The following is an 18,162-nucleotide window of genomic DNA, read 5'->3' as shown; positions in this document are numbered from 1 at the left end:
CTCCTTTCCCTGCGGGAACGTCGCTACTCGCACCTGACGGTGCTCGAACTCCTTTCCCTGCGGGAACGTCGTTTACTTCCCGAATCGCCGCGCTCTCGACTGGAAGTCCCGGAGCGCCCGGAGGAAATCCACTTTTCTGAGCAGCGCCCAGTTGACGTCGAGGAAGAAGAGCTCGGAGTAGACCGACTGCCAGATGAGGAAGTCGGTCAGGTGATCGCCGCCGGTCTTGATGACGAGATCGGGCTCGTAGTTGAAGGTGAGATACGATTCCAGCAGGTCTTCGTCGACCGATTCCGGGTCCACCCCGTCCTCGGCCATCCTTCTCACGCAGCCGGCGATCTCCTCCCTGCCGCTCTTGCCGATCGCCACCGTCACGTCCATGCCTTCGCCGCAGACCTCCTTTTCGTCCCGGTAGTGCAGGGTCAGGCGCGCGATCGAGGAGACTTCGCGAATCCGCGGGAGGCAGCGTTCCAGCCGGGCGGGGTCGGGGGTGCTGATGTGGAACATGGCGCTTTCGATCCCGAGGTCGCGGCACCACTGGGCGGCACGGTAGAGGTTGCCCGGGGCGTCGAGCATATCCTGCTCTGTGATCATGAAGCAGATGTGCTCCGGCAGCGTCCGCAGATCGCGGAGGAGGATCTTCTCGTAGAGCCGGTAGATCATGGCGTCCACTCCAGCAGCGCGGATAGGGAAAGGGTGTTCAAGATGTCGTCCGGTGTGCACCAGCCCCGGCGCGCCAGTTGAATTCCGTTGCGCATGTTTGAAAATTCGCCGACTCGATGGGCATCCGTTCCTGCAGCCAGTTTCACTCCTTCCTTCTTGGCATGCCAGATATAAATATCCTCAAGGTCGAGCCTGTGGGGCGATGCGTTGATCTCGAGGGCCGTCCCCGTCGCCGCCGCGTGCTTCACGACGCGCTCGAGATCGACGGCATACGGCGGGCGCCGGCCGAGCAGGCGGCCGGTGGGGTGGCCGATGATATCGACGTGCTCGTTCTCTATCGCGGTGAGGATGCGCCGGGTCAGGACGTCCCGGTCCTGCGAGAACCCCGAGTGGACCGAGGCGATGACCAGGTCGAGATCGGCGAGGATCCTGTTCTCGTAACCGAGTGTGCCGTCGCTTCTGATATCCACCTCGCTCCCGGCAAGGAGCCGGCAGTCGTGCCGCCGGTTGACACGCTCGATCTCGGCCTGCTGCTTTGCAAGGGCCTCGCCCCTCACCTTCGAGGAGTGGTCGGTGATCACGATGTACTCGTAGCCCCTTCTGTCCCCCGCCTCCGCCACGTCTTCGAGCGACTGGCGGCCGTCGCTCCATGTGGTGTGGGCGTGGAGGTCGCCCCGCACGTCGGATAGATCAACGAGATCGGGAAGGGAGTGCCGGAGGGCGAGTTCGATCTCGCCCCTGCCCTCGCGCAGTTCCGGCGGAACCGTCTCCATCCCGAGGAACGAAAAGATCTCCTCCTCGCTTGCGAACTCCTGCAGCCGCCCGCTCGCAGCGTCCACGAGGCCGTCGGGCGTGAGCCGGTAGCCGCGTGCCGCCGCCACCTGCCCGAGTCCGGCCAGAAACCCGGCCGAGCCGGTGGCGCAGAGGAGCGCCGTGCCGTACCGGCCTTCCCCGGCGAACCGGACGTTCACCCCGGCGTCGACGGGTATGCGGTCAGCGACGGCGCTTCTATTCCCGGCAACGACGATCTCAAGCCTGCCCACGGTGCTCGACCCCCGCCGGTAACTCCCCGCAACCGTGTACCGGCCGTCCGGCAGGACGGCCGCCACGCCCGCGAGCACGGCTTCCGCCTGCGGGCGGGTCACCCGGTTCGACCTCTGCCGGAACTGCTCGATGCCCCTTCTGATCGCCTCCTCCTTCTTTGCTCCGAACCCGGAGAGCGCCCTGAGCCGGTGCCCCTTCACCACCCGCTCCAGGTCGTCCAGGGTCCGGATGCCGAGCCTCTGGTAGAGGACGTGGAGCGTCCTCGGTCCCACCCCGGCAACGCCGAGCAGTTCGACGACCGATCCGGGTATGGTCGCCTCGAGGTCTTTTAGTTCCTCAAATGTTCCGGTGGCGGTGATCTCGCGGATCTGTCCGGCAATCCTGCCCCCTATCCCCGGGATACGGGTGAGTTCCTCCTCGTCGAGTCCGGCGACCGGGATGGAGAGACGGTCGACCTGCCGCGCCGCCCGTTCGTAGGCCGCGATCCGGTATCGATCCTCCCCCGCGATCCCGAGCAGGCGGGCCATGAACGCGAGCCGTTCGGCGACATCCCTGTTCGTGACCTGCCTCTCCGGGGATCCCATGATCACCGATCGTCCTCGAAACCATATAGCCGTTGATGCTCGCCGGGTGCAGGCTTTGGCAAACACGCACGGGCGGTATATTCCTTACCCGGTATCTTCCGGAAAGAGTTCCTTCCCCTTTTTTGTGTATTCGATGACGCCCAGTTGTTTGAGGAATCCCAGTTCCTCATCGACCTCCCATCCCTCTGCAAGTTTGCCGCCGGCTATGCGCCAGATGAAGATCATCGTCATCGCCACCTTCCTGCCAGTAGGAGGAAATGAAACTCCGGAAAGATTCCATTCACCGGTATGCGTCCCCGTAGCGGTAACACAAACCCACACCCTGTCGCCTTCGGCAATGATATCCTCGATATGCTCATGCCAATCGGGAAAGCCGGTGAAAGCCAGCGTAAAGAGTTGTTTGAATCTATCTCTTCCCTGTTGTTGATGAGTGTGGTCAACGTAGTCCGGCGCAACCAGATCGTCGAACAGATCCAGGTTTCGGCTGTTATAGGCTTCGATAAACCTGCGAACGATTGCTTTATTCTCTTCCAGCGACATGGAGGATCACCCCTCCCTGAACCCGTTCCCGGCACTTAACGGTTGTTCCCATCGTGCGACCGTTTGTTTCCAGCAATGTATCCCTGTTAGTTTGCTTGGGATTCCGGATTGGACGGTTTTTAGCCAGCTGTTCTTACGGCCGGCAGAGATCCCAACCCCTGTCACGATGTGGCGTGTCTCTCCCCGTATCGCACCCGGATCCCGTTAGCACCACCCAAATCCATAAACTTGTAGAAGTAAAAGAAATTGTAGCATGCTTCCTTCCACGTTTGAGGATTATCTCGAAGCAATCCTCACGATCACGGAAAAGGGCGGGCAGCCGGCGACGCTGGACGAGATAGCGGCAGCCCTCGATACCGGGAAGGAGGCCGCCGGGACGACCGTTTCCTCCCTGGTCGAGGAAGGATACCTGGAGCGGGCGGGCGGCGACGCCGTCAGGCTTACCGGGAAGGGTTCGTCGGTAGCATCACAGGTGGCGCGGAAACACCGCGTTCTCCAGTGTTTTTTGACGGAGATGCTCGGCGTCGATGAGGATGCCGCGAGCAAGGAGGCCTGCACCCTCGAGCACGGGATATCCGACGAGACCATCGAGCGGCTCTCCTCCTACATGGACGGCGCCCAGTCCCCGCCGGGACGCCTGGGACGCTGCCGGGGGCACGATGTCTGCACGCTGCTCGACTGCAAGGAAGGCGATACCGTCCGGGTGGCGATGATGCGCGGTCACCGGCGGCACCGGAGGCTGCTCGACCTCGGCATCTTCCCCGGCGAGATCGTGCAGATCCGGCGCAAACTCCCGAACGATTCCGTCGTCGTCAGGGTAAAAGGCTGCGATATCGCCATCAGCCCCGAGATCGCGCGATCAATCGTCGTGGAGTCGTGTCCATGAAGTTTGCGCTGATCGGCAATCCCAGCGTCGGCAAATCGCTGATCTTCAACCAGCTCACCGGCCTCGGGGTGGAGGTGAGCAACTACCCCGGAACCACCGTCGAGCTGCAGCGGGGCAACACCTGTTTCCAGCGCGAGATCATCGAACTCGTGGACCTGCCCGGGGTCTACTCGCTGGAAGGGAACTCGGACGAGGAAGGTCTGGTCCGCAGGTTCCTGGAGCAGCAGGACGTCGATGCGGTCATCGTGGTGGCGAACGTCACCCGTCTCGAGCGCAACCTCTACCTTCTCCTCCAGGTGGCGGAGTACGGCCTCCCGATGGTCGTCGTGCTGAATATGGCCGACGAAGCCGCAAAGCGGGGGCTTGAGGTCGATCCCGGTCCGATTCACGACCTTCTCGGCGTCGAAGTGATCCTGACGGCGGCGTCGCAGGGGAAGAATATCGACCGGATCATCCCGGCGGCCCTTGCCGCCTCGAGCCCGTCGATGGTCGAGATTCCCTACGACCACCACATCGAGGCGGCCGTCCGGAGCCTTGGGAAGATGTTCGCGGCCGACCGGAAGGAGAGCGTCCGTGCGCTCCTCGGGTTCGGCGACAACCCGGAACAGCTCGAAGCGGCGCGGACGATCTCCGACGAGATCGAGTCCCGGCACCGGATGACGGTCGCCCAGATCATCGCGGCCAACCGGCACAACTTCGCGCACAAGATCGCCGACCTCACCATAAAAGAGGAGACGGAACTCCCCCAGACCGATCCGGACAGCATCCTGACGCGGCTCATTCCCGGGATGCCGATCCTCATCGGTATCCTCGTCGGGATGCTCCTCTTCGTCTTCGTCGCGGGATCGTTCCTCGAAGGGATGATCGTGGAGTTCTTCGAAGTCTACGCGATGCAGCCGTTCGTCGCGCTCGGGCTGCCTCCGCTCGCCGAAGAACTGGGGGTATCAATCCTGCTCGCGCTCCAGGCGGGTCTCGGGATAGCGTTCCCGTACGTCTTCCTCTTCTACATCATCATCTCCGTCCTCGAGGACTCCGGGTACATGACCCGGGCGGCATTCCTCGCCGACAACGCGATGCACCGGGTCGGGATGCACGGCGGGGCGGTCATCCCCCTCACCCTGGCGTTCGGGTGCAACGTGCCGGCCATCATGAGCATCCGGCTCCTGCGCTCCCGGCGCGAGCGGATCATCGCCTCGTTCCTGGTCACGATGGTCCCCTGCTCGGCCCGGACGGTCATCATCGCCGGGATCGTGGCCAGTTTCGTCGGTATCGGGGCGGCGTTCAGCGTATACGCCATCGTCTTTGTCCTGATCCTCGTAACAGGGCTCGTCCTCTCCCGCGTGACGCCCGGCGAGCGGTTCGGGATGATCATGGAGATGGTTCCGCTCCGCTGGCCGGACCCGAAACTGGTGATGAAGAAGGCATGGTCGCGCCTCTCGGAGTTCCTCTTCATCGCGATGCCGCTCCTCCTCGCGGGAAGCGTCGTCCTCGGGCTGCTCGAATTTTTCGGCGTCATGGCCGTCTTCGAGGAGATCGTGGAGCCCTACACCATGGCCCTCCTCGGCCTTCCCGGCTACTCGGCGACGGCGCTCACCTTCGGGATCCTCCGCAAAGAGATGGCGTTCGAGACCCTCGCCATCCTCGCGGGCACCGCCGATCTCGGGGCGGTGCTCTCGTCGCTCCAGCTCTACATATTCGCGGTCGTGACCGTCCTCTTCGTCCCCTGCCTCGCGACGATAACGGTTCTCCTGCGCGAGGTCGGGTCACGTATCACGCTCGCGATCACGATCTACACGGTCGCCCTCGGGCTCCTTATCGGGAGCCTTCTCTTCTATCTTCTTGGATAGGCTCCGGCCGGGAGGGAGCGGCGCCGCCCCCTCCATCCGTTACCTCTACGAGGGTTGAACACCGATAGATGAGAGATGACGATGCGACTTCTGCAGGTGTGTCTCGGCTGCACCGTGCCCCCCGTTCCCGGAGTGAATAACCCATGCTGACGTTCGTGGGTCTCGGGCTCTACGACCTCGGGGACATATCGGTCAAAGGTCTCGAGTACGTCAGAAACGCCGATACCGTCTTTTTAGAGGCGTATACCTCGCGGCTGATGGGGGCGGACGTCGGTGCGATGGAGGCGTTCTTCGGAAAGGAGATCCGGGTGCTCGGCCGGGAGGACGTCGAGCAGAACCCCCGCGATATCCTCGATTGCGCCGCTGCCGGCCGGGTGGCGTTCCTGACCGGGGGAGACCCCATGGTCTCGACGACGCATGCCGATCTGCGGATGCGTGCGGCCGCCGCCGGGATCGAGACCTCCATCATCCACGCTTCGTCGATATCGAGCGCGGTCTCGGGCCTCTCGGGCCTGCAGAACTACCGGTTCGGGAAGTCCTGCTCGGTGCCGTTCCCCGCGAAGGGCTGGTTCCCGACGGCTCCTATCGAGACGATCGCGGCGAATCTTGCGCAGAACCTCCATACGCTCGTCTACCTCGATATCCAGAACGATCGCTACATGCGTGTCCCGGAGGCGATCGCCGTTCTCGAGGAGATGGCACAGAAGCGCGGCATCGAACCGCCCGCGCTTTACGTGGGGATCGCCCGTGCGGGGTCGGAGCGCCCGGTGGTTGCCGCCGGAACCGGCGCGACCCTCAAAGAGACGGATTTCGGCCCCCCGCTTCATATCCTCGCCGTGCCGGCGGACCTCCACCCGATGGAGCGCGAGTACCTGGAGACCTTCGCTGGCCTATGACCCTCGACGACTACGGCGCTCTCTATGGAGAGGCCCTCGCCCCGGCCCGGATCGCCGTCCCGGAAGGCACCCTCCTCCACCGGGCGGCCGGGGAGGTGCTCGAGATGGCTATCGCCTACCACAGCGACGGGTTCGCATTTCTCCGCTCGGGCGACCGGGTGAACGCGCTCGCCGCGTTTGCCTACGGGCTCGGCTGGCTGGACGCCGGCTCGCGCCTCGGGCTGCTCGAGCCTTCCGGCGCCCACCCTCCGGAGACGATGGACGCGTGCATACCGGAATCGCGGGATGCGCATCTCGAGGAGAAGACGCACCGCTACCGGCGGATGCTCGATGCGGCCCTCGGAGCGGTCGAGGCGGCGGCGGACGAGGCGAGCCCGCTTCACGCAGGGGCCGGGGAGTTCCATTCGGCGGCACGCGCCTGGTATGCGGAAGGTGCGGACCTCCTCGATGCCGGCGACCGTGCCGCCGCCCTCGCCCGGTTCAGCTACGGTTATGCCTGGCTCGATGCCGGCATCCGCGCGGGGCTGTTTCGGGTAACCGGGGATCGGGGCCTCTTCACCGTCTAGGATCCGGTTATCCCGATCCTTCGGCCTGTATCTCCCGGATTTCCGCATCTATCGATTTTTCGATAAAACCATCGTTAAATAGTAGCTGCACGATATTTTATTAATCCAAATTCGGGTGTTTCCCCCCTGGTGCTGCCCGGCCGAGCGCAAACGGCTGCAACATCAGGGGGTGAGAAGGACGGCCTTTCCGGGTGCCGTCCCTGTGCCCGGGAGCGTAGAGGATGAAGAGGTCTCAGTGGAAGTGGCTGCTCGTCTCGTTCAGTTTTAGCGCTCTTGTCATGGCGGGCGTTCTGTACTTCACCGTCGACGAGTCGACGATCGAATACCTCAGCCGGATAAACCCGCTCTACCTGGTTCTTGCCGTCCTCTTTCACATTCTCTCGCTCGGGTTCTGGGCGCTCCGCATCCAGAAGATGTCGGCGTCGCTCGGGTACCGGGTACACCTGCGGCACTGCCTGAACCTGGTGCTCGCGAACATGCTCGTTGCGGCGGTAACCCCGTCCCAGGCGGGCGGGGAACCGGTCAGGGTTCACGAACTTTACCGTGCGGGCGTTCCGGTCGGGGACGCCACCGCCGTCGTCATCATGGAGCGGATCCTCGACGGGATCGTTCTCGGGGCACTCGGGGCCTTCGCCATGCTCTTCCTCGGCAGTTACTGGAGCAGCCTCACCTCGGGATTCAGCGGGGTGAGCGTCATGATGTACGTCGCCTGGATCTTCGTCACCTTCTTCGTGCTGGTCTTCGTCTACTCCGTCAAGAATCCGGACTACCTCAAGCGGGCGCTCAAATGGGTCTCGCGGTGGATCGACCGCCGCTGGCACTTAAAGCGGCTCGAAAATCTGCTGGAGACGATCGACCGCGAGGTGGACAACTTCAACCGGGGGCTCGTCAAGTTCGTGAACCACGGCAAGGCGGGCCTCGTGTGGGGGATGCTCTTCACCATGCTCTTCTGGTTTTCGGAGTTCGCCATCGCATCGCTGCTCCTCGTGGGCCTCGGGCAGCCTCCGTATCTCATCGAGTCGTTCGTCGTCCAGCTCGTCATCGCCATCATCATGATGATCCCGCTCACCCCGGGAGGCTCGGGCATTGCGGAGATCGGCGCCACGTCGCTCTACAGCCTCTTCGTCCCGTCGGCGATCGTGGGCGTCTTCGTCCTCCTCTGGCGGCTGATCCTCTACTACCTGAACATCCTCCTCGGTCTCCTTTCGAGTCTCGTCATTGTCCGGCGCGAGTTTCTTGCCCGCGTCAAAAAGCAGCGGTGATTGACCCCAAGGTTTAAAAATCAGAAGGCTGATGTCAGGTGATCACATGACGGCGCAAAGTTGCAGGGTGCAGGGTGTGTTCATGTCGGTGAGCGAGATGGGAGCAGCACCGACCGTAGTCCTGGATGCCGGGGGCGACAGCACGATACCCATTTACGTCGGACTCTGGGAAGCGATCTCGATCAGCAACGCGCTCAACAGTGAGATGCTTCCCCGCCCCATCACCCACGATCTCATCGTCGAGGTGTTTCGGAACTTTGAGATCGCTCTCGATGCCCTGCACATCGATTCCCTGGAGGAGGGAGTCTTTTACGCCAAACTCCTTCTGCGGCAGGGGTCGCGAACGGAGATCATGGACTGCCGGCCGAGCGACGGGATAGCCATCGCTCTGCGCTACCGTGCGCCGATCATGATCGAGGATACGGTCGTGGAGACGGCGGCGGTGAAGAAGGACGATCTCCCGAGGATGGTCGACCTCAAAGAGTATCTCTGATTACTTCCGGCGTGCCGCGAGTTCGTCGAGCACGTCTCCGACATCGGTGCCTGATGCCTGGAGCGCCACCAGCAGGTGGAAGAGGAGATCGGCGGCTTCGGAGACGGTCCTCTCCGGCACCTGGTTCTTGGCGGCGAGGATGAACTCGACCGCCTCTTCACCGACCTTCTCGAGGGATTTGTCGATTCCTTTCCGGTGAGTCAGGACGGAACTGACGTAACTCTCGGCAGACGGATGTTCCGCCCGATCCTGGATGACCTGCCAGACTTCTTCGAGGATGTTCCAATCACGCATGGGTATCACTTCCTGCGAGCACCTCGCCGAGTTCGGTGTCGAAGTACCGGGCGAGGAGGAGCCGTGCCTTCTCGATGGTGCATCCGCCTTTTCCTATGGCGATGCCGAGGTCGTTTGGGCTGATATATACCGTGAGTTTCCCGTCGTCTCCTTTCGCGACGCCGACGACGTCGGCGGGCTTGAAGACGTTCTTCGCGAATTGCTCGATCTCCGGGGAATATTCGACCATCTCGATGCGTTTTCCGAGAACCCTCTGCATCTTGCGGATATTGCTTCCCTTCCGACCGATGGCGAGACCCATGTCTCCTTCTTTTATGAGGTATACTATGCGGTCGAATCGCTCGTCGATGATGCAGTCCAGCGCGGTCGCCCGGGTAAGAATTCTCAACTCTTCGATATATCTTCGTTCTTTAAAGCATATGGTTCGTATCATTGAAGCGGTCCCCAATGGGAATGATGCGGTATGATATAGTCGCTCGCGGGATATATACCTGAGTACCCCGGGCACCGGGGGGGAGAGGCCGGCGGAGAGGAGTGCCGCCCGGTTTCTCACCCGGACGGTGCCTCTCGTGGTGCTGTGAGGATCCGGGGCCAGATAGATATCCGGCTGGATTGGGGTTAGTAGAGACGGGGGAGGGGGCAAGCCCCCTCGCACCTATCGGTGCTCAAGCTCGCTTCGCTCGCACTTCCCACCTGACGGTGGTCGAGCTCCGGGCGTTCGCACCTTCGGTGCTCATGCTCCCGCTCTGGCGACCGGTCGCATTCCGCCCATCGCACTCCCCGTCGGCCCCACCCCCGGTGGCGATATCCCCACGGTCCACTGCATGGGGAGATACTGGAGACGGCTGGAATCCCGGGAGAAAAACCGTGCACGGCTTCCCACCGGCTACGCACCTGGCGGTGCTCGTGCTCCGTTCCTATCAGAACGTCGCATATCGCCATGCACTGCCCCCGCCCCTTGGGGAGGGGTGCGACGGGCCATAGGGCCGGAGCATGAGCACCGAAGAACGATGTTCCATCAGGAACGGAGTTCGAGCACCGCAGGTGCGAAGGTGCGAATGAGGAGGCCGAAGGCCGGGCGGGGTGGGGGCTACTGATGTTCTTTTTCCGAGAAACAGGGGAGGAAGCCACAGGAAGATACTGATGACTCCTGCCGACAGGGAAAGGGAGCCGGATCCATCCTCGGGACGGCGGCCCGCACCCAAATTCGCGAAAAACCCCGCTAGCACTTCTGCAGGATGATCTTTATTGCCGCACCTTCCTCCGGCTTGCCGGGAACCCGGTCGGCCGCCCAGACACGTCCGCCGTACCGGTTCACGAGGGTCTTGACGATGTGAAGGCCGAGACCTCTGCTCCCGGAGGCGGTTTTGCTGCCCTCACGGCTGAAACGGTCGAAGATGTTCGGCTTCAAGTGATCAGGTATGCCGATGCCGGTATCGGCTACGGAGAGCGTCACGGTATCTGCGCTCTCCATGACGGATATCTCGATCCTGACCTTCATGCCGCCGAACTTGATGCTGTTGCTGATCAGGTTGGATATGATATGCTCGAGGAGCGGGTTCGCCCAGACCATGCAGGTCCCGCCTTCGTACCCGATATCGATGCCCGCGTACCGCTGCATCTGGTCGCGGATGACGGCGGAGAGGTCGACCGGTTCCAGGCGGATGCGGTGTTTGTTGAGCGTGGTCAGCAGTTCGACGTTCTTGATGACGTTGATCCCCTGCTCGATCGTGATCTTGACCCTCTGGGCGAGTTCCGCCTCTTCGTCGGAGAGCCGGTCGCGGAGCATCTCGATGATCGTTGCCGCAACCATGCTGGTGTTGTAGATGTCGGTGCCGAGCAGGTCGAGGTAGAGGCTGGAGAGCCGGCTGGCCTGTTCGCAGGCGATCTCCCGGGTGATCTCCCGGCCTACCCCGGTCGCGGCCACGATCCTCCCGGAAGCGTTATGCAGGGGGTGGATGGCGATCTGGAACGACCGCTCCTCACCGCGCCACGCGAATGTCCGGGTTTCCGATACGGCCTCCGCCGTCTCGATGACCCGGAACGCCGCTCCGGTCAGAAAGTCAGCCTCCTCCGGCGGAAACAGCACATGGGGTGTTCTGCCCACGACCCCTTCCGGGTTTACGCCCTGGTTCCAGCCGCCGGTCCAGAAGAACTGGGTGAAGATGCCGTCCCTGTTGAGCGTGAAGATCATGTCGGGCAGGGTGCTTGCCAGGATCTGCACCTGCTCCTCCGGCACTCCGCGGGACTCTTCGGCCACCATCTCCGATGGAGCGTCGCGGATGGTCTCGACCGCACCGATCTGTCGGCCGCCGGTATCGTAGAGGGGGGCGGCCATGCAGACGACCGCTCTCCCGGATCTCGTGGGGATGCGCGACTCGGCGAGCAACTCTTCGCCTTCGTGGTGCAGCAGGTGGTAATGGCCGCTCCCGGCTTCACCGTGAGTCAGGATACAGTTTGCCAGTGTGGGGCACGCCTCCCCGAACAGCGCTTTTCCATGGACGTACTCACCTTTTCCAACGATCTCTTCCGCCGGAACGCCGGTGTACCGCTCCATGCTGTTGTTCCAGATGATCACCCGCCCCTCGCAGTCGAGGACGAGCGCCGGCTGCTGGAGGTGGTTGAAGATACTCATGGGTATCTGGCTGCGATTCATGGACTCCCTGACTCTTTGCTGCTCTGTCTTCAAACGCATCACCCGGGAACTGTTCTCGTCCCGCAATGCCGCGAGAAGGGCCTCTCGCCTGGATCTCCGGGCGAGTCCTCCGTGCCGGCCGATACGGTGCCCCATGCATATTATCGTTTGGGGCGAACGCACAGGAGAAATGTCTGGAGCAGCCGGTTAAAAGAGTGTTCATTTATCTTCTGCAAAATATACTTTCGAATGGATTTATTATATATATCTTCCCAGTTCGTTCCCATTTAGACCGGGCTGATTTCCCACAACTACTCCCTATTGCGTGAGTGACTCCACAAATGCCCGTATTGATCCGTCTTTTGCGATCCGGTGCCGGGACGCGACTCCGGCGGATCGCGTCTATAACGTAGATTAATATTTGAGTATTTGCAGATCATAGTTGATGTTCGGACGTTACAGAGGCACTTTTCGCCGTGAATACAACGATATTCTGGTGGAAGCCGAGAGCGCCGGAGGTCTCCTGACCTACCGGCGCAGGTGCGAAGGGAAGACGTTCGAGCGGATCCTGGTCTCGAATACGGGGGAGGTGGTCATCAACCCGGTCGAGCCGGTCAACCTCCCCAAGGAGATCACGAATTTCCTGCAGGTGGAGTTCTCCCCGATGATGATCGAGCCCGGCGCTTCCCGGACGGTCTACCTGAAGTTCCCCGTCGAGATCGGCGTCTTCGTGGAGTCTGCGCGGGATATCGAGGTGCTGGATGTTTTTGCTCTCGGCACCCAGAAATATGCGCTCTACGGCTCGCCGACGAATGGGGTCATCGCCCGGTACTACGAGAGCGTGGTCTACCCGGAGATCCCTTCCGTCGATCCCTTCCGCGAGGGGGTGATGGAACTCTCCATCCACAATACCTGCCGCGAGTGGGTGGAGGTGTCCCGGGTTGTCTTTGAGAGTACCGATATGAAGATCTACTACGGTGACTTCGTGGCGGCCACCGCCACGATGAAACTTCTCACCAAGACTATGGCGGAGACGGACTTCATCGACGCCCCGCTCCGGCCCGGGATGGTGAAGTCCGTCGAGCTCTACACGGCCCGCAAGATCCCGGCTATCGACCGCGGATACCTGATGGAGTGGGGTCTCTGATGGCGTTCAACGTGACAGAGATCTTCGAGATCCCGATCGGCGTCGGGGATATCACCGTCGAGCGCCTCCTGTACTTCGCCGTTATCCTCACGGTCGGCGTTATAATCGCGAAGGTTGTCGCGACGAACGTCCGGCGGGCTCTCTCGGAACGGTTGCCCGTGAACGAGCGCGAACTGCTCGCGAAACTGGTCTACTACGTCATCATCGTCTGGGCGTTCGTCGTCGCTCTCCCGCAGCTCGAATTCGACCTCTCCGGTCTCCTGGTGGCCGGGGGCATCGCCGGTCTGGTCATCGGTTTTGCCAGCCAGAGCGTCGTCTCGAACCTGATCTCCGGCCTCTTCCTGATGTTCGAGCGCCCCATCAAGCTCGGGGACAACATCAACGTCGCCGATGTCAGCGGCAGCGTCGAGGATGTCCGTATCCTTTCGACGGTCATCAAGACCTACGACGGGATCTATATCCGGATCCCGAACGAGAAGGTCTTCACCTCGAATATCACGAACTACGTCCATAACGCAGCCCGGCGGTTCACGTACGAGATCCGCATCCGATACGAGGACGACGCCGATGAAGCGATCCGGATTGCCAGGGAGGTCATCGAGAAGCACCCCTTCGCACTCAAGAACCCGGCCCCTTCGGTCTTCGTCGATAATCTGGGGGACAACAGCGTCAACCTGACCGCCTACATCTGGGCGCCGGCCCGGAACTGGTGGGACGTCCGGACGGATCTCCTCTGGAAGATCAAGGTTGCGCTCGAAGAGAACGGCATCGAGATCCCCTTCCCGCAGCGCACCGTCTGGTTTGCGGACGGACTTGAGGTGAAGGGCCGGCCTGGCGAGAAGAAAGAGAAGGAAAACTAATTCGTTTTTTTAGATCCGGTGCACCTTCCCGACGCCCCCCGCCCGGAAGGAGCCCGGGTACCGTTCTGCGAGTTCCCCGATCCGGTTGGTGCAGTGCGATGCCGAGAGGTACGCCACTCCGGCAAGGGCGTCGATGTCTTCGCCGGAGACGGTATGGAACCCGCCGATGACGCCCCATACCCTGCCTTCCCGGGATACTCTCTCGAGGATCCGGCCGATATGGGGATGTGCGCACCCGGTGACGACAAGGTAGCCGTCCGGTACGGCGACCGCGAGCGCCTGCTCCCGGATATCGGCCCCGAGCGGGCCGGTCACGGCGATCCCGTCCGCGATCTCCGTCCACTCCCGGACAATCCGCGGTTCGGTCTGCTCCCGGATGAGCGAAAGCGTCTTTTCGGAGAATGCGTCGTGGACATAGACCTCCACCGACGGGTTCGCATCAAGGAACGCCGCAACGCCGCCGATATGGTCGTGGTGGTCGTGGGAGAGGACGAGATACCTGACGGACGAAGGATCGATGCCGAGCGCCTGCATGTTGGCAAGAAGGACGTCGCCGCGCTCTCCGGTGTCAAAGAGCAGCCCTGCCTCCTCTATCAGGCAGGAGAACCCCCAGTCCGCCGTGAGCCCCTCCCGGCAGGGGATGTTGTTGTAGACTTCGGTTATCGTGAACATAGATAGACTCGGTCTCTCCCCGCAAATGATTATCCTTCCCGATGGGGCAGGCCGGGAGGGGAGGTGATGGTGGTCCGGGGTTCGGAGCACCCCGGACGTGCAGACGAAAAGAGGTGGTAGAGGTGTGATTATGAGATGATGTAGGAGATGGAGACGGTAGCGGTCACGTCGATCTCGCCGACCTCGAGCGGGGTCTTTGCGGCAACGCCCGCTGCCATATCCATGCCGGAATAGCGGCTTTCGTAGGCCAGGGGCACGTAGCTGCCGCCGACGTTGACCTCTTTGACGTCGACGATGGTCTTGCCGATGGCCGCGGCGACGGCATCAGCGTCGCCCCGTGCCTGCGCAACCGCGGCGGTCAGGGCCTGCGACCGGAACTCCTGCTGCTTTGTGTCGCTTAAGGTGAACGAGAACCGGTTGACCTTGTTCGCACCGTTCTCCACCGCGAGATCGACGATCTCGCCTGCGCGGTTCACGTCGTTCAGCGTGACCTCGAGGCTGTTGATGACCCGGTAGTACTTGACTCTGTCGGTTGTCAGGCCCCTGCTGTCGGTCTCGGTTATCGGGATGATGTTGTAGCCGGCGGTCCTGATGTCCTTCTCCGGAATGCCGGCCCTCTTCAGCGCGTTGACCACGGCATCCATCCTGTCTGCGTTCTGCTGCTGTGCTGTCTTGACGTCGGTGTTCTCGGTCTCGACCGCGAAGACGACGACGGCCTGGTCGGGCGTGGTCGTCACTTTGCCCGTGCCGGTGACCTGGATCAGTTTGTCCCTGGACTCCTCCGGCAACTGTGCGGTGACGTTGCCGATCACCGCGGCGCAGAGGACCATGAGAGCGATCCCCAGAAGTGCTGCTTTTCCTCGCATAGTATCAATCATCTCTTGATTCGGTCAAAATAAATATCTTGCTTTAGCTACGATATTTTTCGTAGTTTTAACCGGACGGATCGGGAATCCCGCCATTTATCTCTGGAATCCCTGCACCGCTCACTCGTCTGTGGCATCGGTTCGCCATCCGGCCGTCGCCACAAGCCGGGCGATCAGGACGGCGATGTAGAGTGTCCCGCTCACGGTCTCGAGCAGGGCGAGCGATCTGGCCTGATCGGTGACCGGCGTGATGTCGCCGTAGCCGAGCGTTGCAAGGGTGACGAAACTGAAGTAGATGAACGCAGGAAAGGTGAAACCCGCTCCTGACTCTGCCGAGAACGATCCGGGAGTGATACCCTCGACAAGGTTGTAGGCCGTCGCCCAGGTGAGGCCCATGAGGAGGTAGACGGAGACCGCGCCGTAGATGGTGTCGGTGGTGATCCGGCGCGTCCCGAGCACCCTTGACAGGCCGACAAGCGCGGTGAAGGCGTAGAAGAGGAGCGTGAAGACGCTCTCGGCGCTGCCGAGTGCCGGGTCGCCGGTGATGATGTGGAGCCAGCCGAGGCCGAAGGCGGGCACTGCAAGGAGGACGGCGATCACGACCTGCCGCCGCCGGTTGCTCACGGCGTAGACGCCGGTGATCAGGACGAAGGACGAGAGCACCTTCAGGGCGGCCGGTCCGGTCGGCCCTGCACTCACGTAGGGGTAGACGGCGAGCAGGAGGACGAGCGACGCGAGCAGGTAGTGGAACTGCATCGCCCTGGCGCGGGCAAGGTACCGGGCGAGAAGGTTCTTCACGCTCTCCCCTCTTCCGCGTCGCCGAACACGGCCTCGATCGCCTCGAGCACTTCTCCGGCGGACTGGTAGCGGTCGGCAGGGTCTTTTGCAAGGCACCGGAGGATGATCGGGTCGAGTGCTGCAAGCGTGGGGTCTATCTCTGAGGGAGGGGCGGGCTGCTCGCGGATGACCGCTTCGGCCAGCCCGGCGAGACTCTCGCGGGCAAAGGGCGCCTTCCCCGTCACCAGTTCGTAGAAGACGGCGCCGAGCTGGTAGATGTCCGTCCGTGCATCGGCCCTGCCGAACCGTTCCGGGGCGATCTGCTCCGGGGCCGCGTAGGCGAGGGTGAATCCGGCGACACCGGTATCCCCGCTCGCCGCCACTGTCGTGCTCATCCCCCAGTCGGTGATCTTCGGCGTCAGGCCGTCGTCGAGAAGGATGTTCCTCGGCTTGATGTCCCGGTGAATCACGCCCTTTTCGTGGGCGTAGGCAAGCCCGGCGGCGATGCCCGCGGCGATGCGGGCGGCGGTCTCCACCGGGAGGGGTTTTTCAAGGTCATCCAGCGTCCGGGGGAGGTACTCCATCTCAACGAACGGTACCGGGAGGATATTGACCGAGTGAACCGTCACGATGTTCGGGTGAGCCAGGTCTTCCCAGAACCGCATCTCCTTCATGAAGGTCTTTCCCGTCGCCTCGTCGTAGGCGGCCGGGATCTTCACCGCTACGGTTCGACGGTCATCGCGTCTGACCGCCGAAAAGACCTGCCCGAGCCCTCCTCTTCCGACAAAGGCAATCCGGTCGTAGCGCTCCGCAAGTTCGGGCGGGAACCCTGCCGGGCGGGAGAGCACTGTCTGGTATGCATCGGCAAGGATGGTCGCGGCGGGCTCCGCCTCCTTTCTGGGCGGTCCCGTCAGGTACCGGGCGCCGAAAACGACGGCCCCTGCGAGGAGGACGAGAACCAGAATGGCCCAGGGGAACGGGTCGGCGTCGGTCGCGTTGTTCTTCTCTTCGGGCATACCCCCGGCGGTCGGGGTTGCCGTTGCACCCGGCGTCGCCACCGTCGGGGTATTTTCGGGCGTGACGGTCGCGTCGGCCGAGGGTCGGGGCGTGACGGTCTCTTCCGGCGTGGCCCTGCCCTTGCCGTTGTTCTGCCCGGGGGCGGCGTCCTTATCCCCATCCGGGTTCTTTCCGGCGGATTCGATGCCCTGGGGGGAGGCGTTCGAGTGCTCGGGCGGCCCTCCGGCGCCCGCGACGGCAGGAGCGGCGGCTGCGAGGAGCAGCGCGGCGACGAGGAGCAGGACGGCAGCCCGCCCGGCCCGGTCAGGCGGCATCCGGCACCGGCACCCCCCCGGGAACGACGAAGACGAGGGTTGCCCCCGGCGCGCCTTTCGCGAGTTCGATGAGGTCCCCGTCGTGAAGTTCCCGCCGCGTGCCCGCCTCAAGCGGCGTGCCGTTCACGAAGGTGCCGCCCGTGCTGCCGCAGTCCTCGATGAGCCAGGCACCGTCCCCGCGGCGGCGGGTGAGCCGGGCGTGCGGCTTCGAGACACGGGTGACCGCCGCGTACTCCTCGCCGAGGACGATCGCCTCTCCGGCCCGTTCGGGAGCTCCCGAATCCGCCCGGCCTACGGCGATGATGTCCCCGGCGAGCGCAAAGACCCTGCCGTCCTCTGCGCCCCCGAGGAGGATGACGACCGGGGGTTGCCCGGAGAACTCTCCCGAGAACGTCTCCCGGACGCCGGCGAGTTTTTTCGCGAGCACGGAGTCCGTGAGGGTCAGTTTCAGGTTCGAGAAGAGCCCGAGGCTCCTCGTGATCGCTTCGAGCCCGCCGGGCACGAGCGAGTATTTCCAGACCGGGTGGACTCCCTTTGCGGTCGGGCGCGAGAGGCCGGCTTCTTTGCGGACGACCCCGATGCTCATCAGTTTGTCGAGATGCTTTTTCGTGTTCTCGTAACTTGTCTCGATCGCGGCCGATATCTGCCGGACGTCTTTCGGGCTTCGCTCAATGACCTTCAGGATCTTCAAACGCGTGCTGCTGCTCAGCACGTCCAGGTATTCGGAGAGTTCCTGCAGGTCGTCGTTGTCGATATCGAGGATAAGCGTCCTTGAGTCGTCGTCGGTCATAGGCTCTCG

19 protein-coding genes are annotated in these 18,162 nt (G+C 62.7%); 8 read left to right on the top strand and 11 right to left on the bottom strand.

Annotated features, from left to right (window positions below; all coding sequences use genetic code 11):
- Positions 1–72: 72 nt before the first annotated feature.
- The 3 genes from SZ63_RS03315 to SZ63_RS03305 form a co-directional block, all read right to left on the bottom strand.
- A complete protein-coding gene (locus SZ63_RS03315; RefSeq protein ID WP_048181175.1) occupies positions 73–663 on the bottom strand; it encodes an undecaprenyl diphosphate synthase family protein in 591 nt (196 codons plus the stop codon).
- The gene (locus tag SZ63_RS03310) at positions 660–2,291 is read right to left on the bottom strand and encodes a helix-hairpin-helix domain-containing protein (RefSeq protein ID WP_048183495.1); all 1,632 of its coding nucleotides are present in this window, start codon (positions 2,289–2,291) and stop codon (positions 660–662) included. The genes SZ63_RS03315 and SZ63_RS03310 overlap by 4 nt, the downstream gene beginning before the upstream one ends.
- A gap of 84 nt (positions 2,292–2,375) precedes the next feature.
- Positions 2,376–2,831 (bottom strand): ester cyclase, encoded by a 456-nt coding sequence (locus SZ63_RS03305; RefSeq protein ID WP_048181171.1) that lies wholly within the window; start codon positions 2,829–2,831, stop codon positions 2,376–2,378.
- 253 nt (positions 2,832–3,084) lie between these two features.
- On the opposite strand from SZ63_RS03305, the gene SZ63_RS03300 reads away from it, so the two are divergent.
- The 6 genes from SZ63_RS03300 to SZ63_RS03275 all read left to right on the top strand — a co-directional run bounded on the left by SZ63_RS03300 (position 3,085) and on the right by SZ63_RS03275 (position 8,781).
- Complete coding sequence (locus tag SZ63_RS03300) at positions 3,085–3,717, top strand: metal-dependent transcriptional regulator (protein WP_048181168.1); 633 nt, start codon at positions 3,085–3,087, stop codon at positions 3,715–3,717.
- Entirely contained in the window at positions 3,714–5,564 is a 1,851-nt protein-coding gene (gene feoB, locus SZ63_RS03295; RefSeq protein WP_048181165.1) for a ferrous iron transport protein B, read from the top strand. Before SZ63_RS03300 ends, feoB begins: the two co-directional genes overlap by 4 nt.
- Before the next feature lie 143 nt (positions 5,565–5,707).
- Positions 5,708–6,460: a diphthine synthase gene (dph5, locus tag SZ63_RS03290; RefSeq protein ID WP_048181161.1), complete on the top strand. Its 753-nt coding sequence runs from the start codon at positions 5,708–5,710 to the stop codon at positions 6,458–6,460.
- Positions 6,457–7,026 carry a DUF357 domain-containing protein gene (locus SZ63_RS12350; protein WP_052959051.1) on the top strand — a complete coding sequence of 190 codons (570 nt, stop codon included), beginning with the start codon at positions 6,457–6,459 and terminating at the stop codon, positions 7,024–7,026. The genes dph5 and SZ63_RS12350 overlap by 4 nt, the downstream gene beginning before the upstream one ends.
- 221 nt (positions 7,027–7,247) lie before the next feature.
- A complete protein-coding gene (locus tag SZ63_RS03280) occupies positions 7,248–8,288 on the top strand; it encodes a lysylphosphatidylglycerol synthase transmembrane domain-containing protein (protein ID WP_048181156.1) in 1,041 nt (346 codons plus the stop codon).
- A 46-nt stretch (positions 8,289–8,334) separates the two neighbouring features.
- Entirely contained in the window at positions 8,335–8,781 is a 447-nt protein-coding gene (locus tag SZ63_RS03275) for a bifunctional nuclease family protein (protein ID WP_048181151.1), read from the top strand.
- Here the strand turns inward: SZ63_RS03275 and hisE are convergent, their stop codons facing one another.
- The 3 genes from hisE to SZ63_RS03260 form a co-directional block, all read right to left on the bottom strand.
- Positions 8,782–9,075, bottom strand: a complete 294-nt coding sequence (gene hisE, locus SZ63_RS03270; protein WP_048181149.1) for a phosphoribosyl-ATP diphosphatase — start codon at positions 9,073–9,075, stop codon at positions 8,782–8,784.
- Entirely contained in the window at positions 9,068–9,508 is a 441-nt protein-coding gene (locus tag SZ63_RS03265; RefSeq protein WP_048181145.1) for a NusA-like transcription termination signal-binding factor, read from the bottom strand. Before SZ63_RS03265 ends, hisE begins: the two co-directional genes overlap by 8 nt.
- A gap of 789 nt (positions 9,509–10,297) precedes the next feature.
- A complete protein-coding gene (locus SZ63_RS03260; protein ID WP_048181143.1) occupies positions 10,298–11,731 on the bottom strand; it encodes a sensor histidine kinase in 1,434 nt (477 codons plus the stop codon).
- A gap of 424 nt (positions 11,732–12,155) precedes the next feature.
- Between SZ63_RS03260 and SZ63_RS03255 the strand changes: the two genes are divergently transcribed.
- Together SZ63_RS03255 and SZ63_RS03250 are read left to right on the top strand one after the other, a co-directional pair.
- Positions 12,156–12,857 carry a DUF432 domain-containing protein gene (locus SZ63_RS03255; protein WP_048181139.1) on the top strand — a complete coding sequence of 234 codons (702 nt, stop codon included), beginning with the start codon at positions 12,156–12,158 and terminating at the stop codon, positions 12,855–12,857.
- Positions 12,857–13,717, top strand: a complete 861-nt coding sequence (locus SZ63_RS03250; RefSeq protein WP_048181136.1) for a mechanosensitive ion channel family protein — start codon at positions 12,857–12,859, stop codon at positions 13,715–13,717. The genes SZ63_RS03255 and SZ63_RS03250 overlap by 1 nt, the downstream gene beginning before the upstream one ends.
- A 9-nt stretch (positions 13,718–13,726) precedes the next feature.
- Here SZ63_RS03250 and SZ63_RS03245 read toward each other — a convergent pair whose 3' ends face one another.
- The 5 genes from SZ63_RS03245 to SZ63_RS03225 all read right to left on the bottom strand — a co-directional run bounded on the left by SZ63_RS03245 (position 13,727) and on the right by SZ63_RS03225 (position 18,153).
- Entirely contained in the window at positions 13,727–14,389 is a 663-nt protein-coding gene (locus SZ63_RS03245; RefSeq protein WP_048181133.1) for an MBL fold metallo-hydrolase, read from the bottom strand.
- A gap of 128 nt (positions 14,390–14,517) precedes the next feature.
- Positions 14,518–15,255, bottom strand: a complete 738-nt coding sequence (locus SZ63_RS03240) for an SIMPL domain-containing protein (protein ID WP_048181130.1) — start codon at positions 15,253–15,255, stop codon at positions 14,518–14,520.
- Positions 15,256–15,375: 120 nt separating this feature from the next.
- The gene (locus SZ63_RS03235) at positions 15,376–16,053 is read right to left on the bottom strand and encodes a potassium channel family protein (protein ID WP_241481230.1); all 678 of its coding nucleotides are present in this window, start codon (positions 16,051–16,053) and stop codon (positions 15,376–15,378) included.
- Complete coding sequence (locus SZ63_RS03230) at positions 16,050–17,363, bottom strand: serine/threonine-protein kinase (RefSeq protein ID WP_048181129.1); 1,314 nt, start codon at positions 17,361–17,363, stop codon at positions 16,050–16,052. The genes SZ63_RS03235 and SZ63_RS03230 overlap by 4 nt, the downstream gene beginning before the upstream one ends.
- Entirely contained in the window at positions 17,353–18,153 is an 801-nt protein-coding gene (locus SZ63_RS03225) for an FHA domain-containing protein (protein WP_048181126.1), read from the bottom strand. Before SZ63_RS03225 ends, SZ63_RS03230 begins: the two co-directional genes overlap by 11 nt.
- Positions 18,154–18,162: the final 9 nt, after the last annotated feature.

Source organism: Methanoculleus sediminis (assembly GCF_001017125.1).
In the GTDB taxonomy this organism is placed as follows: Archaea; Halobacteriota; Methanomicrobia; order Methanomicrobiales; family Methanoculleaceae; genus Methanoculleus; species Methanoculleus sediminis.
Note: the sequence above shows the minus strand (reverse complement) of the source record. Positions and strands in the feature narration are given on the sequence as shown.